Raw genomic sequence first — 24,712 nt, 5'->3', positions numbered from 1 at the left:
ACCCCGCCTCAGTGGGCCGACGGCTTGTACGCGCCGGGGGCCATCCGGGTGGTGACAGCCACCCGGTTCCAGGCGTTGATGGTGAGGATCATGGAGATGAGCTGCGCCAGCTCCTTCTCCTCGAAGTGCTTGGCGGCGCGCTCGTACACCTCGTCCGGGACGAAGCCGTCGGTCAGCACGGTGACGGCCTCGGTGAGGGCCAGCGCGGCCCGCTCCTTCTCGGTGTAGAGATCCCCGGCCTCCTCCCAGGCGTTGAGCAGGTACAGGCGCTCCTCCGACTCGCCCGCCGCGCGGGCGTCCTTGGTGTGCATGTCGATACAGAAGGCGCAGTGGTTGATCTGCGACGCACGCGTCTTGACCAGCTCGGTCAGCGCCGGGTCCAGGCCCTTCCGGGCGGCCGCGTCAAGGGCGACCAGGGCCTTGTAGACCTCGGGGGCCGTCTTGGCGAAGTGCATCCGGGGGCCGTGGGGGTGAGTGGTCACGCTCGTTGTCATGCCGTCCACGCTAGGACCTGGGTAGCCCAGGAGTATGGTCCATTTCCATGGAGGATTCCTGGGCCACTCCAAAGGCGGAGTTCGGGAAGGCGACCGGGGCGCGGGCCGAGTCCGGGGCGCGGGCCGAGTCCGGGGCCCGTCTGGGCGCCGATCTGTATCTGGATCTGCCGCGGGGCGGCGGGGCCGGGGTGCGGGCCGCGTTGATCCGCTCCCTGCGCGAGGCCGTACGCACCGGTCGGCTCGCCCCCGGCGCCCGGCTGCCCTCCTCCCGCTCCCTCGCCGCCGACCTCGGCATCGCCCGGAACACCGTCGCCGACGCCTACGGCGAACTCGTCGCCGAGGGCTGGCTCACCGCCCGCCAGGGCTCGGGCACCCGGGTCGCCCGGCGCGTCGTCCCGCCCGCGCCCCCGCGCAGGCCCACGGCCGCCGCCGTGGCCGCCGCCCGGCCCGCCTACGATGTGCGGCCCGGCTCGCCCGATGTCTCGGCCTTCCCCCGCTCCGCCTGGCTCTCCGCCGCCCGCCGCGCCCTGACCACCGCGCCCAGCGATGCCTTCGGCTACGGACGGCCCGCCGGGCGGCCCGAGCTGCGGCGCGTACTGGCCGACTATCTCGCGCGCGCCCGTGGAGTGCGGGCCGCGCCCGAACGGATCGTGGTCTGCGGGGGGTTCGCCCAGGGGCTCGCGCTGCTCAGCCGGGTGCGGCGGCAGGCCGGTCACCGGGAGGTGGCCGTCGAGTCCTACGGGCTCGGCATCTACTGGAACGTGATACGCCGGGCCGGACTGCGCACCGTGCCGCTGCCGCTCGACCACCATGGCGCCCGCACCGGGGAGTTGGACCGGCTCGCCAACGTACGGACCGTCACCCTTACTCCGGCCCATCAGTTTCCGACGGGCGTCTCCCTGCACCCCGACCGGCGCGCCGCCGTGGTCGACTGGGCCTCGCGGACCGGCGGACTGGTGCTGGAGGACGACTACGACGGGGAGTTCCGCTACGACCGCCACCCGGTCGGGGCGCTGCAGGGGCTCGACCCCGAGCATGTCGTCTATCTGGGCACGGCGAGCAAGAGCCTGGCGCCCGCGCTGCGCCTGGGGTGGATGGTGGTGCCGGACCATCTCATGGACGGTCTCCTGGCGGTCAAGGGGACGGGGGAGTGGGACTCGAGTGCGCTGGACCAGCTGACGCTCGCGGAGTTCATCGACTCCGGCGCCTACGACCGCCATGTGCGCGGTATGCGGATGCGCTACCGGCGCCGCCGCGATCAGCTTGTCGCGGCGCTCGCCGAACGCGCCCCGCAGGTGCGCGTCACGGGCATCGCGGCCGGGCTGCAGGCGGTGCTCGAACTGCCGCCGGGGACCGAGCGGTCCGTGGTGCAGGGCGCGGCCCGGCAGGGCCTGGCCATGGATGGCCTGAGCCGCTTCCGCTACCAGGACGAGAACGCGGCCGGGGTGGAAGGGGCCGGGGCCGCGGCCGGGGTGGAAGGGGCCAGGACCGCGGCCGGGGTGGAAGGGCCCGGGGCCGCGAGCGGGGTGGAAGGGGCCGGGGCTGGGGTCTGGCGCGGGACGGGCGAGCCCCAAGGGCAGCGGGACGCACTGGTGTTCGCCTATGGGACCCCGCCCGACCACGCCTTCACGGGCGCGCTGGAGGCGCTGTGCCGTGTCCTGCCCTGAGAACCCCGCACCGCACCCCCGCCGTTCACCTGTGCGAAAGCCCCCTCTACGCTGGATCGTCCAACCGACGGGGGAGCGACACCAATGGAACGGACAGGACCACGACGACTGCGGTCGAGCACGGTCATTCTGGGCAGTATGGGCGCGCTGGCGGCGGCACTCACCTCCTGCGGCTCGGAGCCGGACAAGCGCTGTGTGGACCCGGACAGCTATGACGTGGTGAAGGGTTACCGCATCATCGACTCCAGCGCCTGCAAGAGCTCTTCGTCCGGCACGGGCGGCAAGAAGAGCGGCAAACGCGGCACCAAGCGCGTCGACGGCGACTGGTACTACGACCCGGACGTCAGCGGCCGCTGGGCGGACGACGGCACCTTCAGCAAGAGCCAGGCGGCCGACCGGGGCGGCTTCGGCTGCTCGGGCTCCGGCGGCGGCTGACCGGGCCGGAAGCGGATGAAGCGCCACACCATCGACCCGCGCCCCGACTGGCAGTCCACGGTCGAGGAGCAGGGGGTCATCTACCCGCTGACCCGCTACCCGGACGGCTCGCTGCGTCCGTACTGGGACGAGAGCGCCTACTACGTCTTCTCGCTGCCCGAGGTCGAGGCGCTGGAGGAGGTGGTCGAGGAGCTGCACCGGATGTGTCTGGCCGCGGCCGCCCATATCGTGGAGACCGGCCGCTTCGCCGATCTCGGCATCGAGGACCCGCGGCTGGCCGGGCTGATCGCCGAGTCCTGGCGGCGCCGGGCCGAACAGCCCAGCGTCTACGGCCGGTTCGATCTGCGCTATGACGGCGGCGGTCCGGCGAAGCTGCTGGAGTACAACGCCGACACGCCCACCTCGCTGGTGGAGGCGGCGAGCGCCCAGTGGTTCTGGATGGAGGACCGCTTCCCGGGTGCCGACCAGTGGAACTCCCTCCATGAGCGGCTTGTCGACGCCTGGCGCAACCAGGCGGCGCTGCTGCCGCCGGGCGTGCCCCTGTACTTCGCGCACTCGGCGGGGGACGAGCTGGGCGAGGACCTGATGACGGTCGCTTACCTCCGCGAGACGGCCGAACAGGCCGGGCTGAGGACCGAGTCGATCTCGATGGAGGACATCGGCTGGGAGCGGCTCTCGGGCCGCTTCGTGGACAAGCGGTTCCGGTTCATCCGCGGCTGCTTCAAGCTCTACCCCTGGGAGTGGCTGGTCACCGACCGCTTCGGCCCGCATGTGCTGGACACCCTGGACAACGGAGGCGGCACCGGGTCCACCCTGTGGATCGAACCCGCCTGGAAGATGCTGCTCTCCAACAAGGCGCTGCTGGCCGTCCTGTGGGAGCTCTTCCCCGGCCATCCGAATCTGCTCCCCGCCTACCTCGACGGCCCCCGCGAGCTGGCCCGCACCACCGGATACGTGGCCAAACCGCTGCTCGGGCGCGAGGGCGCGGGCGTCACGGTGCGCGAGCCGGGCGACGGAGCCGTCGTACGGGATGAGCCCTGCTGCTACCAGGAGCTGGCGCCGCTGCCCGATATGGACGGCAACCGGGTGGTGCTGGGTGCCTGGGTGGTGGAGGACGAGCCGGCGGGGCTCGGCATCCGGGAGTCGGCGGGGCTGGTCACCGACGAGTACGCGCGCTTTGTGCCGCATGTGATTCTCTGAGCGCTGCGGGGCCACCGAGATCGGTCCGATCACTCCGCCAGCACCGCCCTGAGCCGGTCCAGACCCCACTCCAGATCCTCCTTGCCGATCACCAGGGGCGGGGCGAGCCGGATCGTGGCGCCGTGGGTCTCCTTGACCAGCACCCCGCGGTCCATGAGCCGCTCGGAGATCTGCCGCCCGGTGCCGAGCGACGGATCGATGTCCACTCCCGCCCACAGCCCCCGCCCCCGCACCTCGTCGACGCCTTCTCCCAGGAGCAGCCCCAGCTCGCGGTGGAGCAGCTCGCCCAGCTTCGCCGCGCGCCGCTGGAATTCGCCCGTCCGCAGCATGGCGATGACCTCCAGCGCGATGGCGCAGGCGAGCGGATTGCCGCCGAAGGTCGAGCCGTGCTCACCGGGCCGGTGGACCCCGAGCACCTCCTTGGAGGAGACCACCGCCGACACCGGCACCACACCGCCGCCCAGCGCCTTGCCCAGCAGATAGACATCGGGGACCACGCCCTCGTGCTCACAGGCGAAGGTCCGGCCCGTGCGCCCGAGACCCGACTGGATCTCGTCCGCCATGAGCAGCACCTTCCGCTCCCGGGTCAGCTCCCGCACCCGGCTCAGATAGCCGGGGGGCGGCACCAGCACTCCGGCCTCGCCCTGGATGGGCTCCAGCAGCACGGCGACCGTCTCCTCGGGGGCGGCGTCGAGCGCCGCCTCCATCGCCGCCGCATCGCCGTACGGCACGATCTGGAACCCCGGGGTGAAGGGGCCGTGGTCCGCACGTGCCACCGGATCGGTGGAGAAGCTGATCAGGGTGGTCGTCCGGCCGTGGAAGTTGTTCTCGGCGGCGATGATCCGCGCCCGGCCGTCCGGCACCCCCTTCACCCGGTAGCCCCATTTGCGGGCGGTCTTGACCGCCGTCTCCACCGCCTCCGCCCCCGTGTTCATCGGCAGGACCGTCTCCATCCCGCACAGCTCGGCCAGCTCGGCGCAGAAGGCGCCGAAGCGGTCGTGGTGGAACGCCCGCGAGGTCAGGGTGACCCGCTCCAGTTGCGCCCGGGCGGCGTCGAGCAGGCGGCGGTTGCCGTGCCCGAAGTTGAGCGCCGAGTATCCGGCGAGCAGATCGAGATAGCGGCGGCCCTCGACATCGGTCATCCAGGCGCCCTCGGCGGACGCGATGACGACCGGCAGCGGATGGTAGTTGCGCGCGCTATGGGCCTCGGCGGCCGCCATGGCGAGTTCCGCGGAGCGTCCCGGTCCCATCTCTCCTCCTTTTCTCACTAGCTAGAGTGGGCGTGCGCACCGTGACTGGCGAGCCGAGCGTGGAACCGACCACGAGGAAGCGGTGCGCGGCCACAGCGCCACGAGGTGCCGCCCGCCTGGGCACCCCGGGAGCACGACCGGACAGCTACCGATCGCCCCGGAGGACACCATGAGCCTGCCCCTGCCCCATCCCGCCCTGTCGGCCGCCGACCCCGAACTCGCCGCCCTCGTCGGCGCCGAGGAAACGCTGCAGTCCGAGACCCTGCGGCTGATCCCCAGCGAGAACTATGTCTCCAGCGCCGTCCTGGAAGCCTCCGGGACGGTGCTGCAGAACAAGTACAGCGAGGGCTATGCCGGCCGCCGCTACTACGAGGGTCAGCAGGTCATCGACCAGGTCGAGACCCTGGCGATCAACCGTGCCAAGGCCGTCTTCGGCGCCGAGCACGCCAATGTCCAGCCCTACTCCGGTTCGCCCGCCAACCTCGCCGTCTATCTGGCCTTCGCCCGTCCGGGCGACACCGTGATGGGCATGTCACTGCCGATGGGCGGCCACCTCACCCATGGCTGGGGTATCTCCGCCACCGGCGCGTGGTTCCGCGGCGTCCAGTACGGGGTCCGCCAGGACACCGGCGCCATCGACTTCGACCAAGTGCGCGATCTGGCCCGCCAGGAGCGGCCGAAGCTGATCTTCTGCGGGGGCACCGCCGTGCCCCGCACCATCGACTTCGCCGCCTTCGCGGAGATCGCCCGCGAAGTGGACGCGGTGCTCGTCGCGGATATCGCGCATATCGCCGGCCTGATCGCGGGCGGCGCCCACCCCTCGCCGGTGCCGTACGCGGATGTCATCTCCACCACCACCCACAAGACGCTCCGGGGTCCGCGCGGCGCGATGCTGATGGCGCGCGAGACCCATGCCAAGGCCATCGACAAGGCCGTCTTCCCCGGGCTTCAGGGCGGTCCGCACAACCAGACCACCGCCGCCATCGCGGTGGCCCTGCATGAGGCCGCCCAGCCCGCCTTCCGTGACTACGCCCACGCCGTCGTCGCCAACGCCAAGGCCCTCGCCGACGCGCTGCTCGCCCGCGGCTTCGATCTGGTCTCCGGCGGCACCGACAACCATCTGATCCTGATGGACCTGACGCCCAAGGAGGTGCCGGGCAAGGTCGCGGCGAAGGCACTGGACCAGGCCGGGATCGTGGTGAACTACAACACCGTCCCCTTCGACCCGCGCAAGCCCTTCGACCCGTCCGGCATCCGGATCGGCACCCCCTCCCTGACCTCGCGCGGCCTGGGCACCGGCCACATGCCCGCCGTGGCCGACTGGATCGACCGGGGCGTGACCGCCGCGAAGACCGGTGACGAGGGGGCCCTCATCAAGATCAGGGCCGAGGTCGCTGAGCTGATGGAGGCCTACCCGGCCCCCGGTCTGCCGATCGGCTGACGACGCCCGCGCGGCCCTGCCCGGCCTCCAGGCCGGGTATGGGCCGCCACCACTGCTCCTCCCGGATCCGGTCGCCGTCCGCCTCGACCGGCACCGGCACCGGCAGGCCCACGATCCGTGCCAGCACCCGCTCGACCACCGTCTCGCCGCCCCCCGGCGACACGCCGTCCGCCGACGGCCCGCCGGGCGGCGGTCCCTCCAGCGCGCGCCCGAGCGCCCGCAGCTCCTCGGGCAGCCCTTCTCCGGCCATCTCCTCCCCGCCTCTCTTCCGTGATCGCCTCGGCCGCCCCGTCCTCGGGTTCGAGCAACCGCTCCAGCCGTTTCAGCGCGCGGCTCAGCCGCGATTTCACCGTGCCGCGCGGCCAGCCCAGCGTCTCCGCGGTCTCCGCCTCGTCCAGATCCAGCAGATAGCGGCAGATCACCACGCGGCGCTGCGGCTCGCTCAGCTCCTGCACCGCGGCCCTCAGCCGCGTCCGCCGCTCGCCCGCCATCGCCGCCACCGCCGGATCGGCCGACTCCGGTATCACCGGCTCGGCCCCGGCCAGCGCCCCTTCCCGGTCGACCGCCGTACGCAGCCGACGCGCCGAGCGCACCGCATTACTCGTCTCCCGCGCGACGATCCGCAGCAGCCACGGCCGGAAGGCCGCCCCGTCCCGGAATCTCCCCAGGGCGAGATACGCCTTCACAAAGGCGTCCTGCACCACATCCTCGGCGTCCGCACCCGCTCCGAGCAGCACCGCCGTGCGCAGCGCGATGGACGCGTGGGCCCGCATCAGCTCCGCGTACGCCCCGGTCTCCCCGGCCCGCACACGCGCGATGATCCTTGCTTCGTCCCGCGCGATGAGGTCCCCCTCCCGCGCCCCCTCGTCAGTCCTCACACCTTTCATACACCGGCGGACGGAGTCTGGTTCCACACCTGAGAGAATGGGTGCCATGGCCCTCGATCGTCCCCGTGCGCTCTCCGGTATCCAGCCCACCGCAGGCTCGTTCCACCTCGGGAATTACCTCGGTGCGATCCGGCAGTACGTCGCGCTGCAGGAGACCCACGACGCGTTCTACACCGTGGTGGACCTGCACGCGATCACCGTGCCGCAGGATCCGGCGGAGCTGCGTGCCAACACCCGGCTCGCCGCCGCCCAGCTGCTCGCCTCCGGACTCGACCCGGACCGCTGCACCCTCTTCATCCAGAGCCATGTGCCCGAGCACGCGCAGCTCGGCTGGGTGATGAACTGTCTCACCGGCTTCGGCGAGGCGTCCCGGATGACCCAGTTCAAGGACAAGTCGGCCAGGCACGGCGCCGACCGGGCGACCGTCGGGCTCTTCACCTACCCGATCCTCCAGGTCGCGGACATCCTGCTCTACCAGGCCAACCATGTCCCGGTCGGCGAGGACCAGCGCCAGCACATCGAGCTCACCCGCGATCTCGCGGACCGGTTCAACGGGCGCTTCGGCGAGACCTTCACCGTCCCCGACCCGTACATCGTCAAGGAGACCGGGAAGATCTACGACCTTCAGGACCCGTCGATCAAGATGAGCAAGTCGGCGTCCACGCCGAAGGGCATCATCAGCCTGCTGGACGAGCCCAAGGTCTCGGCGAAGAAGATCAAGAGCGCGGTGACCGACCTCGAGACCGAGATCCGCTTCGACGAGGAGAAGAAGCCCGGCGTCAGCAATCTGCTGACGATCTACTCCACCCTGACCGGCGCCCCCATCGCCGAGTTGGAGAAGAAGTACGTGGGCAAGGGGTACGGTGCGCTCAAGACCGACCTCGCCGAGGTGCTGGTCGAGTGGGTGACGCCGTTCCGCGAGCGGACCCAGGAATACCTGGCGGATCCGGCGACGTTGGACGGAATCCTGGCCAAGGGAGCCGAGAAGGCCCGCGCCGTCGCCGCCGAGACGCTGGCACTCGCCTACGACAAGGTGGGCTTCCTGCCCGCGACGCACTGAGGACCCGGACGCCCGACGACAGCGGTACACCGCGGCTGGACCCCCTGACCAGGGGGTCTTCGGCGCTGTGTGTCAAAAACCGATGAATCCAGCCGCGAAGGCGGCGCAGCCGCCACACTGTCACCGGTGCGGCGGACTTGAGCCCAGCAGCCCGGGAGGGCCAGGAGGGAGAACGCAGTGGGGACTGTAACCCTCGGCGTTTCGATCGCGGTCCCGGAACCGTACGGCGGCTTCCTCCAGAAGCGGCGTGCGGGCTTCGGGGACCCGGCCGCTCACGGCATCCCCACCCACGTCACCCTGTTGCCGCCGACCCAGGTGGACGCGTCCACGCTGCCCGCCGTCGAGGATCACCTGGCCCAGGTCGCGGCCGAGGGGCGGCCGTTCCCGATGCGGCTGCAGGGGACCGGCACCTTCCGTCCGCTCTCGCCGGTCGTCTTCGTCAGGATCGTGGAAGGCGCGGAGGAGTGCGCGGCGCTGCAGGAGCAGATCCGGGCCGGGTCCGGGCCGTGCGCCCGCGAGCTGCAGTTTCCGTACCACCCGCATGTCACTGTCGCGCACGGCATCGACGAGGAGGCGATGGACCGGGCGTTCGCCGAGCTGAGCGACTACGAGGCGGCCTGGACCATCACCGGATTCGCCCTGTACGAGCAGGGGGAGGACGGGGTGTGGCGGCTTGACCGCGAGTACCCCTTCGGGTCGGGCGAGTCGCCGCAGACCTCCTCGCCCGTGGTGCCCCGTCAGGCCGATCTCTCCCGCCCGGCCGCTCCCTCCGTGTAGTCCGGTCAGCCGGTCGGCCGTACAGCCGGTCGGCCGTACAGGCCGGTCAGCCGGTCAGGTATAGCCGGTCAGCCGGTCAGCCGGTCAGCCGGTCAGCCGGTCAGGTATCCGGTCAGCCGGTCAGCCGTACAGCCGTCGGCCGGTCGTTTCGTTCCGCCGCCCCGGCTCAGCCGGGCAGCCGGCGGAAGACCGTCCGGGGCAGATGCCGGAGGACGGACATCACCACGCGCAGCGCGCCCGGGACCCAGACCGTCCCGGAGCGCCGCCGCAGCCCCTCCTCGATGGCCTCGGCGACCGCCTGGGGCGTGGTGGCCAGCGGCGCGGGCCGCATTCCGGCCGTCATCTTGGTACGCACGAAGCCGGGGCGCACCACCATCACATGGACGCCCGTGCCGTGCATCGCGTCCGCCAGCCCCTGCGCGAAGGCGTCGAGCCCCGCCTTGCCGGCGCCGTAGATGAAGTTCGCGCGGCGGGGGCGCTCGGCGGCGACCGAGGAGAGCACGACGAGTGAGCCATGGCCCTGGCGGCGCATGGCCTGGGCGCAGACCAGGGCGGCGGAGACGGCGCCCGTGCAGTTGGTCTGGACGACGCGGACCGCGGCCGGCGGATGCGTCTCGTCGTGTTCCTGTGTGCCCAGGACGCCGAAGGCCAGCAGCACCATGTCGATGTCGCCCTCGGCGAAGACCTTTCCCAGCGTCACCTCGTGCGTTTCGGTGGCGAGGGCGTCGAAGGGGACGGTACGGGCGTCGGCGCCGAGCTCCCGCAGCTGCCGTGCGGCCGACTCCAGGGCGGGGGAGGGACGGCCGGCCAGCCAGACGGTGCGGGTACGGCGGGTGATCAGACGGCGGGCGGTCGCGAGCGCGATCTCGGAGGTGCCGCCGAGGACGAGCAGCGACTGCGGGGAACCGAAGGCGTCCTTCACGGGCGGCCCTGCCTTTCGTGTGCGCTATGGGGAGCGTGCGTGTGCGCTGTGGGGAGCGTGGGTTGGGCTGAGCGGATACGGTGAAGTTCGCCGCTGATCCCTCGCCGTTCGGCCTGGCCGAGGGCTTGGACGCCGAGAAGGATCAGCACTTGACTTCGCCGTAACCGCTTAGAGGGACAGCCGACGGGCCAGGTCCGAGGTGAACAGCCCGCGCGGGTCCAGCGACCGCCGCAGGGCGCGGAAGTCCGGCAGCCGTGGATACATCGCGGCGAGCAGCTCGGGCCGCAGCCGGGCGTCCTTGGCGAGGTAGACCCGGCCGCCCGCGCCGGCCACCACCTCGTCCAGCTCGTCCAGGAAGCCGCCGAGGCCCGGCAGCCGGGCGGGGATGTCCAGGGCCAGCGTCCACCCGGCCATCGGGAACGACAGCCAGCCCGGGTCGGCCTCCCCGAACCGCTTGAGCACCGCAAGGAAGGACGGGCAGCGGCGCCGGGCGATCCGCCGCACGATCGTGCGCAGCGCCTCCTCCTGGCCGTGGCCGACGACGAACTGGTACTGCACGAAGCCGCCGCGCCCGTAGATCCGGTTCCAATGCGGAAGGCCGTCGAGCGGATGGAAGAAGGCCGGGATCGGCTGGAGCTCGCCGATCCGCAGCCGGGGCGCCCTGCGGTACCAGAGCTCGTTGAAGAGCCCCACGGTGGTGCGCGAGAGCAGCCCCTCGGGGACGCGGCGCGGGGGCGGGGGCAGCCTTCCCGGGCGGAAGGCCAGCGGGGCGCCGTACCGTCCGCGACGGCCCGGTACGAGGGCGCCCAGCGGGGCGTGGTCGCCCCGGGTGAGGACGGAGCGGCCGGTGGCGGCGCCGCGCGCCAGAAGGTCGATCCAGGCGACCGAATAGCGGTAGCGGTGGTCGGTGGCGGTCAGACGGGCCATCAGGTCGTCCAGATCGCGGGCGCGTTCGGTGTCCACCGACATCAGTGAGGTCTCCACCGGCAGAAGGGCGAGGGTCGCGGAGAGCACGACGCCGGTCAGCCCCATGCCGCCCGCCGTGGCCCGGAAGAGATCCGTGCCGGGGGTGAGGGTATGGATCGCGCCGTCGGCCGTAAGGAGCTCAAGGGAGCGGACGTGCCGGGTGAAGGAGCCGGAGACATGGTGGTTCTTGCCGTGGATGTCCGCGCCGATCGCGCCGCCGACCGTCACCTGACGGGTGCCGGGGGTGACGGGGACGAACCAGCCGAGCGGCAGCGCCACCTCCATCAGCCGGTGCAGGCTGACGCCCGCCTCGCAGACGACCTCGCCGCGCACGGCGTCGATCGTGCGGATGCGGTCCATTGCGGTCATGTCGAGGACGGCGCCGCCCGCGTTCTGCGCGGCGTCCCCGTACGCTCGGCCGAGCCCGCGCGCGATGCCGCCGCGCGTGCCGTGCTTGGCGCAGCCGCGCACCGCATCGGCGGCCTCCTCACAGGTGCGCGGGCGCAGCAGGCGGGCCGCGGCGGTGGGGGCGGTACGTCCCCAGCCGGTGAGCGGCGTGGCGGCCGGGGCGGCGACGGCGGGCATACGGATGAACGTATCGTCCGGTATGCCGTGTATGAAGCTTTTGCGGCTCGGCCTCGCATGGCTCACCGAAAAGAGTGATTAACGGAAGTATTTGGACGCCACGACTTCGGCTGACTCCCCGTCGGCGGCGAGAGTCATGGGGGAAGCCCGCGCACGGACCGGGCCCCGACCGAGAAGAGGTGGGCCCGCTGTTTCCCACCGGCCTGGACCGCCGACTGCTCGTGGCCCTGCGCGCCCGCGGCACCGACACGCGGGTGGCCGCCGTGGCCCGCGCACTGTCCCTGGGCGGCGAACACGGCGCCCTGTGGCTCGCCGCCGGGCTTCTGGGCGCGGCCCGCTCCGGGGACGACCCGGTGCGCCGCGGCGCATGGCTGCGCGGCACCGCCGTGGTCGCCACCGCCCACCTGGCCGGCATGGTCCTCAAGCGCGTCGTACGCCGCCCCCGGCCCCGGCTGCCCGGGGCCGGGCCCCTGGTGCGCACCGCCGGGCGGCACTCCTTCCCCAGTTCGCACGCCGCGTCGTCGGCCGCGGCGGCGCTCGCCTTCGGCCCACTGGGGCCCGCCGGGCTGTGCATACCGCCGCTGGCCGCCGCGGTCTGTGTGTCGCGCCTGGTCGTCGGGGTGCACTATCCGACGGACGTGGCCGCCGGCGCGGCCCTCGGCGCGCTCATCACCCGGCTGGGCACCGCGGGGCCGCGTGGATCGTACGACGGAGGCCGTCGCCATGGCTGATCCGACGACCCTGCTGGAGGAGCCGCCGCCCACCCCCGCGACCACCGATACGGCGGGGGCCAGGGCGGTGCGGCTGCCGCTGGGGCTGCTGCTGACCGCGCGCCCCCGGCAGTGGATCAAGAACCTGCTCGTCACCGCCGCCCCGGCCGCCGCCGGGGCGCTCGACTCGCCCCACGTGGTGGGGCGGCTCGCCGTCGTCTTCGTCCTGTTCACGGCCGCCGCCTCGGCCGTCTATCTGATCAACGACGCCAGGGACGCCGAGGCCGACCGGGCCCACCCCGACAAGTGCCGCCGCCCCGTGGCCGCCGGGCAGGTGCCCGTGCCCGTCGCCTACGCCATGGGCGCGGTGCTGGCGCTGCTGGCACCGGCCGGGGCCGCGCTGCTGTGCAACCCGGCCACCGCCGCGCTGATCTCCGCGTATGTCGTCATGCAACTCGCCTACTGTCTGCGGCTCAAGCAGGTCCTGGTGGTCGATCTCGTCGTCGTCACCACCGGCTTTCTGATGCGCGCCATGGTCGGCGGCCTCGCGCTCGGCATCCCGCTCTCCCGCTGGTTTCTCATCACCACAGGGTTCGGCGCGCTCTATATGGTCGCTGCCAAACGCTATTCCGAAGCGCTGCTGACGGCCGGAAGGCCCGGTGCGGCGGGTGAGACACGCGCCTTGCTGGGCGAGTACACCGTCGGCTATCTGCGGTTCGTCTGGCAATTGGCGGCGGGGGTCGCCGTCCTCGCGTACTGCCTGTGGGCGCTGGAGACCAAGGGCGCGCACCATGAGCTGCTGCCCTGGCGTCAGCTGTCCATGGTCCCCTTCATCCTCGGCGTGCTGCGCTACGCCGTCTTCGCCGACCGCGGCACCGCCGGCGCCCCCGAGGACGTCCTGTTGCGCGACCGGCCCCTGGCCGCCACGGCACTTGCCTGGATGGCGCTGTACGGATCGGCGGTCGTCGGGCTGTGACCTGCGCGCCGCCGTCGCCGGCCCGTCCGGGGGCACGGGCGCGGGCACGGGCCCGGGTGCGGGGGATGCTGCCCGAGCTGACCGGGTTCGCGCTCGCCGGGGCCGCCGCCTACGCCGCCGATCTGGGGCTGTTCCTGTGGCTGCGCGAGCCCGTCGGGCTCGGTCCGCTCACCGCCAAGGCGCTGTCGTTCGTCGCCGGGTGCACGGTCGCCTATCTCGGCAACGCGATCGGCACCTACCGCCGTCGCGCCGCCCCGGCCACCGCCGTACGCCGTGCCCGCCAATATGCGGTCTTCTTCGCGGTAAACCTCGCGGGCGCCGTCGTCCAACTGCTCACCCTGGCCGTCTCGCACTACGGGCTCGGGCTGACCTCCCCGCGCGCGGACGCGGTCTCCGGAGCGGGTATCGGGATGGTTCTTGCTACCTGTCTGCGGTTCTGGGGAACCCGGACGTTGGTGTTCAGCACCGCACGTCGCACCGCACGCCACCGTGCACGTCGGTGCGCCAAGGAGTAGAACCGCGCAGAAGGGTAGTTGCTGAGCATGGAATGGTTGACCCGGCTGCCGCTTGTCGGCCCCGCGATCGCCCGGGTGATGCGCACCCACGCCTGGCGCTCCTATGAACGGCTGGACCGCGTCCACTGGACGCGGCTCGCCGCCGCCATCACGTTCACCAGCTTCCTCGCCTTCTTCCCGCTCATCGCCGTCGGGGCGGCCATCGGCGCCGCGACGCTCAGCGAGACGCAGATGCACCAGTTGCAGAAGAAGCTGGCCCAGCAGATCCCCGGCATCTCCGGCCAGCTGGACCTGGGCGGCCTCGTCCAGAACGCCGGCACCATCGGGGTCGTCGCGGGCGCGCTGCTGCTGTTCACCGGCATCGGCTGGGTGGGCTCGCTGCGCGAGTGCCTGCGCGCCGTCTGGGAGCTGGAGGAGGACCCCGGCAATCCGGTGATGCGCAAGGTCAAGGACGCCGGTGTCCTGCTCGGCCTCGGCGGCGTCGCCCTCGCCTCCTTCGCCGTCTCCACGCTCGCCGCCACCGCCGTCGGCCGGGTCACGCATCTGCTCCACATCCCCGAGAACGGGGTCGGCGGCTGGCTGCTGCGGATCGCCGCGTTCGCCATCGCCGTGGCCGCCGACTTCCTGCTGCTGTGCTACGTGCTGACCTGGCTGCCCGGGGTGGAGCCGCCGCGCCGGACGGTGGTGGTCGCCGCGCTCATCGGCGCGATCGGCTTCGAACTGCTCAAGCTGCTGCTGAGCAGCTATCTGCGGGACGTGGCGGCCAAGAGCATGTACGGCGCGTTCGGCGTGCCGATCGCGCTGCTGCTGTGGATGAACCTCACCGCCAAACTCACCTTGTTCTGTGCCGCGTGGACGGCCATCCCGCCCGCCGAGAAGGCCGGCGCCGAGGCAGAGTGGGCGGCCGAGGCCGACACGGAGGGAGGGTCCGTCGCGCCCGACGGACCCCCGGCCGCCGCCTGAGGCCGGGCTCAGTCGCGCGAGCGCCGCCGTCTGAGGCCGGGCTCAGTCGCGCGAGCGCCGCCGCACCAGCTCCGGCAGCGGCCAGCGGCGGTGCACCGCGAAGGCCACCGCGCCCAGCAGCGCCAGCGAGCCGCCCGCGATCCCGGCGGCGGTCCACATGCCGCTGGAGCCGCCGTGGCCCGGTGAGACGGACGCTTTCGCGTGGCCGTCCGACGACTTCTCGCCCGTCGGCCCGTCGCTCTGGCTCGCGCCCGCCGCACCCGGCCGGACGAGAGTGCCGACCGGATTCACCGAGTCGGCGGCCTTGAAGCCCCAGTCGAAGAGCTGCGCGGTCTCCTTGTAGACCTCGCTCGGCGCCGACTTCTGCGGATTCATGACCGTGACCAGCAGCACCCGCTTGCCGTGCTGGGCGACCCCGGTGAAGGTGGAGCCGGCGTGCGACGTATAGCCGTTCTTGACCCCGGCGATGCCCTTGTATGGCTTGATGTTGAACCCGGTCAGCAGCCGGTTGGTGTTCTGGATGCCGAAGCTCTCGCGGCGCTTCTTGCCGTCCTTCCCCTTCTTGAACTCGCCCGGGAACTGCGCCGTCGCCGTCGAGCAGTACTCCCGGAAGTCCGCCTTCTGAAGGCCCGAGCGGGCGAAGAGCGTGAGGTCGTAGGCGCTGCTGACCTGGTCCTTCTCGTCGTAGCCATCCGGCGTGACGACATGGGTGTCATGTGCGTTCAGCTGCTTGGCGTGCGCCTGCATCTCCCGCACGGTCGCCGGGACGCCGCCGTTCATCGCGGACAGGACGTGCACCGCGTCATTGCCCGAGCGCAGAAAGACGCCGAGCCACAGGTCGTGCACCGTGTAGGTGTAGTTCTCCTTGACCCCCACCAGGCTGCTGCCCGCGCCCATGCCCGCCAGGTCGGACGGCGCCACCTTATGGGTCTGCGTCTTCGGCATCTTCGGGAGCAGGGTGTCCGCGAACAGCATCTTCAGGGTGGACGCGGGCGGCAGCTGCCAGTGGGCGTTGTGCGCGGCGAGCACATCGCCCGACTCGGCGTCGGCCACCAGCCAGGACTTTCCGCTCAGCCCCTTCGGCAGGGCGGGCGCCCCCGGCTTCGCGTCCACCTGGGTCCCGGGACGGCCCAGCCGCTCCCCGCCCACGGTGGACATCTTGGCGGGCGGCCTCGGGGTCGCACTGCCCTCGGGGCCGCCGGTCTGGTCGGCGGCGAGAGCGGGGGTGGCCGTCAGCAGGCTGGACAGCAGGACGACGGCGGCGGTGGCGGTGGCCGGCCGCGCGGCGCGGCGGCGGGTGGGGGCGAAGGAAGATGTCGGCACGGTGGTGAACGTACCTGGCGCCTTCCCGGACGGTGACAGCACCGCCGACGCACGGGTGTCTGACCCCCTCGTGGAGGTACCGGAGGCGCTGTCCATACTGGAAACCATGAAGCTCAGCCGCCCCGTGTCCTGGTTCCTGCTCGCCTTCGGGGTGTGGAGCTGGGTCATCTGGTTCACCTTTGTCAAGAACTTGTGGAAGGACGCCAGCGGACTCGCCTTCGACGACTCCGGCGACCCCACCGCGTACTTTTGGGTCCATCTGCTGCTCGCGATCACGTCCTTTCTCTTGGGGACGGCGATCGGGGTGATCGGGTTCCGTGGGCTGCGCGCCCTGCGGCGGAAAGACGCCTCCGAGTAGCCGTTCCAGGTAGTCGCGGGCCCGCGAGCCCGTAAGGGGAGGACCGGGGATGGTCGCGCTCTACGTTCTGATCGCACTGGCCGTCATCGGTCTGCTGACCGGTGTGCACCGGTATCTGTGGTGCCGGCTCGTCCGGGACACGACGACGCGCGGCGGCCGGGCGCGGCGCGTCGGCACCGTTGCGGCCTTCGTGCTGCCGCTGACCACCGTCGGGGCGCTGATCGCGGGCCGGGCCGGAGCCCCCTTCGCGCTCCAGCGCGCGCTGGCCTGGCCGGGCTATCTGTGGCTCGCCCTGGTCCTCTATCTGACCCTGGCCCTGCTGGCCGGGGAGGTGGTACGGCCGCTGCTGCGGTGGTGGCTGGAGCGACGCGAGGGGCGGCCGGCCGCCGCCGGACGTTCAGGCCCGGCCGCCGCCGGACCGCCCGGCGGCCCGGCGGTCCGCCGAGCCGAGCGCCGGGCCGCGGCTCGCCCCGGAAGCCCCGCCGACCGGACGTCGAGGGCGACGACCGCCCGGACCGAAGCGCCCACCGGGGCAGCGGCGGCTGCCGGGCGGTCGGCGAAGGCCGGCTGTGTGAACATCGCCGAGGACCCCGCTGTGGCAGCCGGGGCGGAGCCGTCGCGGGGCGGCGGTTCGCCTGCGTGCGGCGGGGCTTCGGCGCCTGGCGCGGCCGTGGGTTCGGGGTCGGCCGGTGAATGGAGCGTAACCGGGGCCGGGCTTCCTCCTGGTGGTTCGTCGGCGTCCGGTTCGGGCGCCGACCGGACCGCGGGCGGGGCCCTGGACGGGGGCACCGTCGGCACCGCTGAGGCGGCCGGGGCCGGGCCTGGGCGCGGCGGTTCGCCTGCGTGCGGCGGGGGCTCGGACACCGTCGGCGCCGCGGACCGGCCCGCGATCGCTGACGGGGTCGCTGACGGGATCGCGGCCGGGACCGCGGCCGGGATCGCGGACGGGACCGCTGACGGGAGGCCAACGGACCAGACCAGGGACCCGGCCGCGACCGGGGTTTCGGACGCGATGGCCGACGGGACCGGAACCGCGACCGCTGACGGGGCCCCGGCGGGCCCCGCGTCCGCACAGGCCACCGCCTCCCGGCGGATGTTCGTCGCGCGGGCCGTGGCCGTGGGGGCCGCTGCCCTGGCCGTGGGGACGGTCGGGTACGGGACGTACTCCGTGCTGCGCGGGCCGCGGCTCAAGAGGGTCACCGTGCCGCTCGCCAAGTTGCCGCGCCGGGCGCACGGGTTCCGGATCGCCGTCGTCAGCGATATCCACCTGGGGCCGATCCTGGGCCGTGCCCATACCCGGCGGGTCGTCGAGACGATCAACAAGACCAACCCCGACCTCATCGCCGTCGTCGGCGATCTGGTGGACGGCAGCGTCGAGGATCTCGGCCCCGCCGCCGAGCCGCTGCGCGCGCTGCGCTCGCGCCACGGCGCGTATTTCGTGACCGGAAATCACGAGTATTTCTCCGGTGCCCACCAATGGGTCGAGCATGTGCGGGAGCTGGGCCTGCGGCCGCTGGAGAACGAGCGCACCGAGCTGCCCGGCTTCGATCTGGCCGGGGTCAACGACGTCGCGGGCGAGAGCGAGGGCCAGGGCCCCGACCTCGGCAGGGCGCTCGGCGACCGTGACCGGTCGCGCGCGTCCGTTCTTCTGGCGCATCAGCCGGTGGTGATCCACGACGCGGTGAAGCAGGGCGTCGACCTCCAGTTGTCCGGCCATACGCACGGCGGCCAGCTGTGGCCCGGCAATTATGTGGCGGCGCTTGCCAACCCCACCGTCGCCGGTCTTGAGCGGTACGGCGATACGCAGCTCTACGTGACCCGCGGCGCGGGCGCCTGGGGGCCGCCGGTGCGAGTGGGGGCGCCGCCGGATGTGACCGTGGTCGAGCTGGCCTCGATCCAGGCCTGAGCAGCGCCCTCCCCCTCGGCCCGCACACCCGCCCCGCACCGTTCCGACGGCGACGGCGGCGACGGCGGCAGCGACGGCAGCGGCGACGGCGACGGCAGCGACGGCAGCGGCGACGGCGGCGGCGACGGCGGCAGCGACGGCAGCGGCGACGGCGGCGGCGACGGCAGCGACGGCAGCGGCGGCAGCGGCGACGGCGACGGCAGCGACGACGGCGACGGCAGCGGCGACGGCGACGGCAGCGACGACGGCGACGGCGACAGCGGCGACAGCGACGGCGACAGCGGCGACAGCGGCGACGGCGACGGCAGCGGCGACGGCGGCGACGGCGGCGACGGCGGCGACGGCGGCGACGGCGGCGACGGCGGCGGCAGCAGCGACGGTGGCGACGGCAGCGACGGTGGCGGCGGCAGCGACGGCACGACCGTGACCACCGGCCCCGCCTCCACGGCGGCAGGCCGTTCGGGCGGCCGTACGGCGCGGGAGTGCGGCAGCGCGGCGTTGCGTACCCCGGACAGCCGCTCGTGCGGCGCCAGCCCCTGCGGATGGCGCAGGGTGCGCAGCGCGTAGGCCGCGACCGCGGCGAGGGCGGTCAGCGCCATCAGCACCTGACCCGGGTGGAGGAACGCGAGCGTCGCCGCCTCGCGGCCGTCCGCCCAGCGGGCCTTCGCGATGAGGCCGGGCAGCGAGGGTTCGTACGCCACCACCGCCATGGCCAGGAACAGCCCCGCCCACAGCGGCAGCGCCGCCACGGCGAGCACCAGCGCCCGCACGGCCAGCCGCCAGGGCGCGAGCGGGCCGCCGTCGAGGGTCTCCAGCCGCAGCAGCAACAGCCGCTTGCCCGGTGTCGCGCCGGTCGCCATCGGCAGGAGGACGAACCACGCCACGAGGACGCCGAGCGGTGCCCGGGGCGCGTAGCGCCAGAAGCCGGTGTGCGTGAGGAAGCCCGTGGCGAGGGCGGAGGTCACCGCGTATCCGGCCAGATCGACCACCAGGGCCACCAGCCGCCGTCCGAAGGGCACCGGACGCGCCGCCAGCGCCCGTCCGTCCAGCGTCTCCAGCGCGGGCAGCACCCGGGCCACCGGCCCGGCGGCGAGCCAGCCGGTCACCGTGCCCGCCGTGTTGACGAGCAGATCGTCCACGTCGAAGAGCCGGTACGGGCAGTCGTAGATCCCCCATATTCCGGTCCACTGCGTCAGCTCGAAGAACAGCGAGACCGCGAGGCCGATGCCGGCGGTGGCGCGCAGCCCGCGCCGGAAGTGATAGCGCAGAAAGACGCCGAGGGGCAGAAGCAGCAGCAGGTTGAAGAGCGTTCCGGCGACGGCGGGGTTGTGGAGCACCAGGGCGTTGAGGTTGACCTTGTGGTGCGCTTCTTTCCAGATGTCGCCGAAGGTGTTGCCCGGCACCCACTGCGGACGGGCGAGGACGGCGTACCGCTCGCACATGTCGGGCGTCCGCTTCGGCAGAGGCACGACCGTCATGCAGAAGGCGGTGAGCCCGTAGTACAGGAAGCCGTACAGCGACAGGGTGCGGCCGGGGGACATGACGCCGTGGCGGCGGTAGAGGACGACGGCTGTCGGCAGCAGTAACGCCATTGCGAGCAGGGGGAAGAGGGCGGCGGCCGTTTTGATCGGCAGGAGATGGGCGTGGGCCATGCGCGGCACTATACTCGACGTGTATACATGCGGTGTATAGAAGGGGGTGAGACGCCGTCAGCGGACGGCGGCGGCGCGGCCTCAGCCGGCCGTCTTCGGCTTCGTCTCCTCAAAGGACGTCAGGAAGGTGTCGAGCGCCCGCTTGTTCTCCGCGGAGTCCGACTCGTCCGCGGGAGTCGTCCACCTGATGGTGTATCCGCGGCCGCCGCCGACGAGGAAGCCGCGGCCGAACGTGCGGAAGGGGTCGCTGCCCACGGCGGAGGACCATTCGATGTCGGCGGCCTTCCAGCCCCGGTAGTCGACCCTGCGGATCTCATCGACCCGCTGGAAGCCGGGGGAGAGCTTCTCCAGCGAGGGCACCAGGCGCTGCCAGCCGTCGACCGGGTCGGACTCGGGCCCCTTCCCGAAGGTGACGACCAGATTGCGCGCGTCGCCGTCGGCGCCGAACTTGACGTGGTAGCGCGAGCCGCTCGGGACCTGCTTCCAGCCCTTGGGCAGGAAGATGGAGAACCCGGCGGGCCCGGCGGAGCTGGAGAAGCGGTAGAAGCCCGCCGGCGGGTCGTCGGGCACGGCGGATGGGGAGGGGGAGGGCGGCGCCGACGGCGAGGGGGTCTCACGGGGACCGCTCGGGGTGGCACCGCTGGGCGGGGGCGCGGAGGGCGCGGGACCGGAAGCGCGGTCATCGCCCTGGGTCAGCCGGCCGCTCGCGGCCAGGGCCACCACCGAGGTGGTGACGACCAGCGCGGCCACGGCCACCGCCACGGTCCGCACTCTCCGGCCGTCGCGCCGGCACGCCGGCGGCCACCACGATTCGCCGTCGCCGCGCAGCCAGGGGAGCCGTGGCCCGGTCCGGGCGTCGGCGGGCCGGTCCTGGTTCAGGATGCGTTCCAGTGCCTGGCGCACCACCGGTTCGGTCAGCCGCTCCTGGGGATCCTTGCGCAGCAGGCCCTGTATCGACTGGGCGAGCGGCCCGGCGTTCGGCGAGGACGGTACGGGTTCCTGCTCCACCGCGCTCAGCGTCGCCTCGACCCATCCCCGGTCGCGATAGGGCGGGCGGCCCTCGACCATCGCGAAGAGGACCGCGCCCAGCGCCCACAGGTCGGTGGCGGGGGTGGCGGCGTCCCCCCGCGCCTGCTCGGGGGAGGCGTACGAGGGGTCGCCGGCCGGCAAGGAGGGGTCCGTGCCGACGCGGCCGAAACCGGTGAGGACGACCTCGCCGTCCGGGGAGAGCAGCACCCGAGCGGGGTTGATGTCGCCGTGGGCGATGCCCTTGCCGTGGGCGGCCTCCACCACGCCGAGCAGCCGCAGACCGATATCGGCGGCCCCGGCCGGGTCTAACGGGCCGTCCTCGTTGAGCAGCTCGCTCAGCGGACGGCCCCCGGTCACGGGCCGTCCCGATCCTGGCTCTTGCCCGAGCTCTTGCACGCCGGACATGGCGTCACCCCTGTTTCACGCGCCCCATCAGCCTTTCACCGGTGGTACGGACCAAAACTGTGGTGTGCTCAACGACTGTGGCGCGTGCTCAACGGGTGATAGACGAGACGGGCCCGTCCCCGAACCGGGGGCGGGCCCGCACAGCGCGTCCGAGGAGGCGCGAGGCTCAGAAGCGACGCGTGATCAGCGCGCGCTTCACCTCCTGGATGGCCTTGGTGACCTCGATGCCACGCGGGCACGCGTCGGTGCAGTTGAAGGTGGTGCGGCAGCGCCAGACGCCGTCCTTGTCGTTGAGGATCTCCAGCCGCTGCTCCCCGCCCTCGTCGCGCGAGTCGAAGATGAAGCGGTGCGCGTTGACGATCGCCGCCGGGCCGAAGTACTGGCCGTCGTTCCAGAACACCGGGCACGAGGAGGTGCACGCGGCGCACAGGATGCACTTGGTGGTGTCGTCGAAGCGCTCGCGGTCCTCGGCGGACTGCAGGCGCTCGCGCGTCGGCTCATTGCCCGTGGTGATCAGGAAGGGCATCACATCGCGGTAGGCCTGGAAGAACGGCTCCATGTCCACGACCAGGTCCTTGAGGACCGTGAGGCCCTTTATGGCCTCGACCGTGATGGGCTTTTCCGGGTTGATGTCCTTGATCAGCGTCTTGCAGGCCAGCCGGTTGCGGCCGTTGATGCGCATGGCGTCGGAGCCGCAGATGCCGTGGGCGCAGGAGCGACGGAAGGTCAGCGTGCCGTCCAGGTCCCACTTGATCTTGTGGAGACCGTCGAGCACACGTTCCTTGGGGTCGATCTCGATCTGGAAGTCCTCCCAGACCGCCTGGTCCGAGATCTCCGGGTTGAAGCGGCGGATCCGGAAGGTGACCGTGATCAGGTGCGCCGCGGTGGCGTCGGCCGCCTCCGGAGCCTGGCCGGACTTCTCAAGCGTGGGGGTGCTCATCAGTACTTACGCTCCATCGGCTGGTAGCGGGTCTGCACGACCGGCTTGTAGTCGAGGCGGATGGACTCGGCGCCGTCGGCGCCCACCTCGCGGTACGCCATGGTGTGCCGCATGAAGTTGACGTCGTCGCGGTTCGGGTAGTCCTCGCGGTAGTGGCCGCCACGGGACTCCTTGCGGGCCAGCGCGGAGATGGCCATCACCTCGGCCAGATCGAGCAGGTTGCCCAGCTCGATGGCCTCAAGCAGGTCGGTGTTGAACCGCTTGCCCTTGTCCTGGACGCCGCAGTTCTTGTAGCGCTCGCGCAGGTGGCCGATCTCCTCGACGGCCTCCTTGAGCGTCTGCTCGGTGCGGAAGACCATGACGTTCTTGTCCATGGTCTCCTGCAGCGCCTTGCGGACCTCGGTGACCCGCTCGGTGCCGGTGGAGTCCCGCAGGTTCTCGACCTGGGAGCGGACGAGCTCGGCCGGGTCCTCCGGCAGCTCGACGAAGTCGGCCTTGGCGGCGTACTCCGCGGCGGCGATGCCCGCGCGGCGGCCGAAGACGTTGATGTCGAGCAGCGAGTTGGTGCCGAGCCGGTTGGCGCCGTGCACGGACACGCAGGCGACCTCGCCCGCGGCGTACAGGCCCGGGACGACGGTGTCGTTGTCGGCCAGCACCTCACCCATGACGTTGGTCGGGATGCCGCCCATCGTGTAGTGCGCGGTCGGCTGGATCGGGATCGGGTCGGTGTACGGCTCGATGCCCAGGTACGTCCGCGCGAACTCGGTGATGTCGGGCAGCTTGGCGTCCAGCTGCTCCGGCGGCAGGTGGGTCAGGTCCAGGAAGACGTGGTCGCCCTCGGGACCGCAGCCACGGCCCTCGCGGATCTCCGTATAGATGGAGCGGGAGACCACATCGCGGGAGGCGAGGTCCTTCATGACCGGCGCGTACTTCTCCATGAAGCGCTCGCCGTCCTTGTTGCGGAGGATGCCGCCCTCACCACGGGCGCCCTCCGTCAGCAGGATGCCCATCCGCCAGATGCCGGTCGGGTGGAACTGGAAGAACTCCATGTCCTCCAGTGGCAGCCCGCGCCGGTACGCGACCGCCTGGCCGTCACCGGTCAGGGTGTGCGCGTTGGAGGTCACCTTGAAGAACTTGCCGCAGCCGCCCGAGGCGAAGATCACGGCCTTCGCCTGGAAGACATGGAGCTCACCGGTGGCCAGCTCGTAGGCCACCACACCGGCGGTGCGCTTGACCCCGTCGACCTCGGTGAGCAGCAGGTCCAGGACGTAGAACTCGTTGTAGAACTCCACGCCCTCCTTGACGCAGTTCTGGTACAGCGTCTGGAGGATCATGTGACCGGTGCGGTCCGAGGCGTAGCAGGACCGGCGGACCGGGGCCTCGCCGTGGTTACGGCTGTGGCCGCCGAAGCGGCGCTGGTCGATGGTGCCGTTCGGGGTCCGGTTGAACGGCAGGCCCATCTTCTCCAGGTCGAGGACCGAGTCGATGGCCTCCTTCGCCAGGATCTCGGCGGCGTCCTGGTCGACCAGGTAGTCGCCGCCCTTGATCGTGTCGAAGGTGTGCCACTCCCAGTTGTCCTCCTCGACGTTCGCGAGGGCGGCGGCCATGCCGCCCTGGGCGGCGCCGGTGTGGGAGCGGGTCGGATACAGCTTGGTGAGCACCGCCGTACGGCTGCGCTTCGTCGACTCGATGGCCGCGCGCATGCCGGCGCCGCCGGCGCCCACGATGACGGTGTCGTACTTGTGGATCTTCATGAGTGGATACCTCAGCCCCGGGGCCTAGCGGATGTTCGGGTCGAAGGTGAAGATCACCAGGGTGCCGAGCACGATGGTGAATCCTGTCGCCGTGTAGAGCAGCGCCTTCAGCCACAGGCGGGTGTTTTCCCGCTCCGCGTAGTCGTTGATGATCGTGCGCAGGCCGTTCGCGCCGTGCAGCGTGGCGAGCCACAGCATGATCAGATCCCATGCCTGCCAGAACGGCGAGGCCCAGCGGCCGGCCACGAAGGCGAAGCCGATCTTGCTGACGCCGCCGTCCAGCACCAGCTGGATCAGCAGATGGCCCAGGACGAGGACGACCAGCAGGACGCCGGACAGGCGCATGAAGAGCCAGCCGTACATCTCGAAGTTGGTACGGGTCGTCTTCGGCGTCTTACGGGTACGGGCCCGCGGCGGCTCGATGACCGGGGCCGGATGGTCCACGTCGTACGCGCTGACCGAGTCGCTTGCGGGGTTGGTGGTCTCGGCGGACATGT

22 protein-coding genes, 1 pseudogene and 1 riboswitch are annotated in these 24,712 nt (G+C 72.0%); of the genes and pseudogenes, 12 read left to right on the top strand and 11 right to left on the bottom strand.

Annotation, left to right across the window (positions count from 1 at the left end):
• Positions 1-8 precede the first annotated feature (8 nt).
• Complete coding sequence (locus tag ABZU99_RS16170) at positions 9-494, bottom strand: carboxymuconolactone decarboxylase family protein (RefSeq protein ID WP_356047622.1); 486 nt, start codon at positions 492-494, stop codon at positions 9-11.
• Positions 495-541: 47 nt separating this feature from the next.
• On the opposite strand from ABZU99_RS16170, the gene ABZU99_RS16165 reads away from it, so the two are divergent.
• The 3 genes from ABZU99_RS16165 to ABZU99_RS16155 all read left to right on the top strand — a co-directional run bounded on the left by ABZU99_RS16165 (position 542) and on the right by ABZU99_RS16155 (position 3,796).
• Positions 542-2,161, top strand: coding sequence for a PLP-dependent aminotransferase family protein (locus ABZU99_RS16165; protein WP_356047620.1), 1,620 nt, complete (start codon positions 542-544; stop codon positions 2,159-2,161).
• 84 nt (positions 2,162-2,245) lie between these two features.
• Positions 2,246-2,596 (top strand): hypothetical protein, encoded by a 351-nt coding sequence (locus ABZU99_RS16160; RefSeq protein ID WP_356047618.1) that lies wholly within the window; start codon positions 2,246-2,248, stop codon positions 2,594-2,596.
• Positions 2,597-2,611: 15 nt separating this feature from the next.
• Positions 2,612-3,796 carry a glutathionylspermidine synthase family protein gene (locus ABZU99_RS16155; RefSeq protein WP_355946477.1) on the top strand — a complete coding sequence of 395 codons (1,185 nt, stop codon included), beginning with the start codon at positions 2,612-2,614 and terminating at the stop codon, positions 3,794-3,796.
• 29 nt (positions 3,797-3,825) lie between these two features.
• On the opposite strand, the gene rocD is transcribed toward ABZU99_RS16155, so the two are convergent.
• Positions 3,826-5,046 (bottom strand): ornithine--oxo-acid transaminase, encoded by a 1,221-nt coding sequence (rocD, locus tag ABZU99_RS16150; protein WP_355946479.1) that lies wholly within the window; start codon positions 5,044-5,046, stop codon positions 3,826-3,828.
• Between the two features lie 31 nt (positions 5,047-5,077).
• A riboswitch (ZMP/ZTP riboswitch) is annotated at positions 5,078-5,175 on the top strand.
• A gap of 40 nt (positions 5,176-5,215) precedes the next feature.
• Here rocD and glyA point away from each other — a divergent pair.
• Entirely contained in the window at positions 5,216-6,487 is a 1,272-nt protein-coding gene (gene glyA, locus ABZU99_RS16145) for a serine hydroxymethyltransferase (protein WP_356047616.1), read from the top strand.
• A 302-nt stretch (positions 6,488-6,789) separates the two neighbouring features.
• On the opposite strand, the pseudogene ABZU99_RS16140 reads toward glyA, so the two are convergent.
• A pseudogene (locus ABZU99_RS16140) lies at positions 6,790-7,374 on the bottom strand (sigma-70 family RNA polymerase sigma factor); the annotation flags it as partial.
• Positions 7,375-7,420: 46 nt separating this feature from the next.
• Between ABZU99_RS16140 and trpS the strand changes: the two are divergent.
• Together trpS and ABZU99_RS16130 are read left to right on the top strand one after the other, a co-directional pair.
• Positions 7,421-8,434: a tryptophan--tRNA ligase gene (trpS, locus tag ABZU99_RS16135; RefSeq protein WP_355946485.1), complete on the top strand. Its 1,014-nt coding sequence runs from the start codon at positions 7,421-7,423 to the stop codon at positions 8,432-8,434.
• Between the two features lie 177 nt (positions 8,435-8,611).
• Positions 8,612-9,211: a 2'-5' RNA ligase family protein gene (locus tag ABZU99_RS16130; protein WP_355946488.1), complete on the top strand. Its 600-nt coding sequence runs from the start codon at positions 8,612-8,614 to the stop codon at positions 9,209-9,211.
• Between the two features lie 166 nt (positions 9,212-9,377).
• Here the strand turns inward: ABZU99_RS16130 and ABZU99_RS16125 are convergent, their stop codons facing one another.
• The gene (locus tag ABZU99_RS16125) at positions 9,378-10,133 is read right to left on the bottom strand and encodes a decaprenylphospho-beta-D-erythro-pentofuranosid-2-ulose 2-reductase (protein WP_355946491.1); all 756 of its coding nucleotides are present in this window, start codon (positions 10,131-10,133) and stop codon (positions 9,378-9,380) included.
• Between the two features lie 168 nt (positions 10,134-10,301).
• Positions 10,302-11,684, bottom strand: coding sequence for an FAD-binding oxidoreductase (locus tag ABZU99_RS16120; protein WP_355946493.1), 1,383 nt, complete (start codon positions 11,682-11,684; stop codon positions 10,302-10,304).
• Positions 11,685-11,863: 179 nt separating this feature from the next.
• Here ABZU99_RS16120 and ABZU99_RS16115 point away from each other — a divergent pair, with 179 nt between their 5' ends.
• The 4 genes from ABZU99_RS16115 to ABZU99_RS16100 all read left to right on the top strand — a co-directional run bounded on the left by ABZU99_RS16115 (position 11,864) and on the right by ABZU99_RS16100 (position 14,848).
• A complete protein-coding gene (locus tag ABZU99_RS16115) occupies positions 11,864-12,415 on the top strand; it encodes a phosphatase PAP2 family protein (protein ID WP_356047613.1) in 552 nt (183 codons plus the stop codon).
• On the top strand, positions 12,408-13,370 hold the full coding sequence (locus tag ABZU99_RS16110) for a decaprenyl-phosphate phosphoribosyltransferase (protein WP_356047611.1): 963 nt from the start codon (positions 12,408-12,410) through the stop codon (positions 13,368-13,370). The genes ABZU99_RS16115 and ABZU99_RS16110 overlap by 8 nt, the downstream gene beginning before the upstream one ends.
• 65 nt (positions 13,371-13,435) lie before the next feature.
• A complete protein-coding gene (locus ABZU99_RS16105) occupies positions 13,436-13,885 on the top strand; it encodes a GtrA family protein (protein WP_356047609.1) in 450 nt (149 codons plus the stop codon).
• Between the two features lie 27 nt (positions 13,886-13,912).
• Entirely contained in the window at positions 13,913-14,848 is a 936-nt protein-coding gene (locus ABZU99_RS16100; RefSeq protein WP_356047607.1) for a YihY/virulence factor BrkB family protein, read from the top strand.
• Positions 14,849-14,890: 42 nt separating this feature from the next.
• On the opposite strand, the gene ABZU99_RS16095 is transcribed toward ABZU99_RS16100, so the two are convergent.
• Positions 14,891-16,171 (bottom strand): D-alanyl-D-alanine carboxypeptidase, encoded by a 1,281-nt coding sequence (locus tag ABZU99_RS16095; RefSeq protein ID WP_356047605.1) that lies wholly within the window; start codon positions 16,169-16,171, stop codon positions 14,891-14,893.
• 106 nt (positions 16,172-16,277) lie between these two features.
• Here ABZU99_RS16095 and ABZU99_RS16090 point away from each other — a divergent pair, with 106 nt between their 5' ends.
• Both ABZU99_RS16090 and ABZU99_RS16085 read left to right on the top strand, forming a co-directional pair.
• Entirely contained in the window at positions 16,278-16,529 is a 252-nt protein-coding gene (locus tag ABZU99_RS16090; RefSeq protein ID WP_355946702.1) for a hypothetical protein, read from the top strand.
• 49 nt (positions 16,530-16,578) lie between these two features.
• Complete coding sequence (locus ABZU99_RS16085; RefSeq protein ID WP_356047603.1) at positions 16,579-18,435, top strand: metallophosphoesterase; 1,857 nt, start codon at positions 16,579-16,581, stop codon at positions 18,433-18,435.
• On the opposite strand, the gene ABZU99_RS16080 is transcribed toward ABZU99_RS16085, so the two are convergent.
• The 5 genes from ABZU99_RS16080 to ABZU99_RS16060 form a co-directional block, all read right to left on the bottom strand.
• On the bottom strand, positions 18,339-20,087 hold the full coding sequence (locus tag ABZU99_RS16080) for a VanZ family protein (RefSeq protein ID WP_356047601.1): 1,749 nt from the start codon (positions 20,085-20,087) through the stop codon (positions 18,339-18,341). The genes ABZU99_RS16085 and ABZU99_RS16080 overlap by 97 nt on opposite strands.
• Before the next feature lie 81 nt (positions 20,088-20,168).
• Positions 20,169-21,473 carry a serine/threonine-protein kinase gene (locus tag ABZU99_RS16075; RefSeq protein ID WP_356047599.1) on the bottom strand — a complete coding sequence of 435 codons (1,305 nt, stop codon included), beginning with the start codon at positions 21,471-21,473 and terminating at the stop codon, positions 20,169-20,171.
• Positions 21,474-21,687: 214 nt separating this feature from the next.
• Positions 21,688-22,461, bottom strand: a complete 774-nt coding sequence (locus tag ABZU99_RS16070; RefSeq protein ID WP_355946515.1) for a succinate dehydrogenase iron-sulfur subunit — start codon at positions 22,459-22,461, stop codon at positions 21,688-21,690.
• A complete protein-coding gene (gene sdhA, locus ABZU99_RS16065) occupies positions 22,461-24,215 on the bottom strand; it encodes a succinate dehydrogenase flavoprotein subunit (RefSeq protein ID WP_355946518.1) in 1,755 nt (584 codons plus the stop codon). The genes ABZU99_RS16070 and sdhA overlap by 1 nt, the downstream gene beginning before the upstream one ends.
• A 24-nt stretch (positions 24,216-24,239) precedes the next feature.
• Positions 24,240-24,710, bottom strand: coding sequence for a succinate dehydrogenase hydrophobic membrane anchor subunit (locus tag ABZU99_RS16060; protein WP_355946521.1), 471 nt, complete (start codon positions 24,708-24,710; stop codon positions 24,240-24,242).
• Positions 24,711-24,712: the final 2 nt, after the last annotated feature.

The organism is Streptomyces sp. NPDC005266 (assembly GCF_040607655.1).
In the GTDB taxonomy this organism is placed as follows: Bacteria; Actinomycetota; Actinomycetes; order Streptomycetales; family Streptomycetaceae; genus Streptomyces.
Note: the sequence above shows the minus strand (reverse complement) of the source record. Positions and strands in the feature narration are given on the sequence as shown.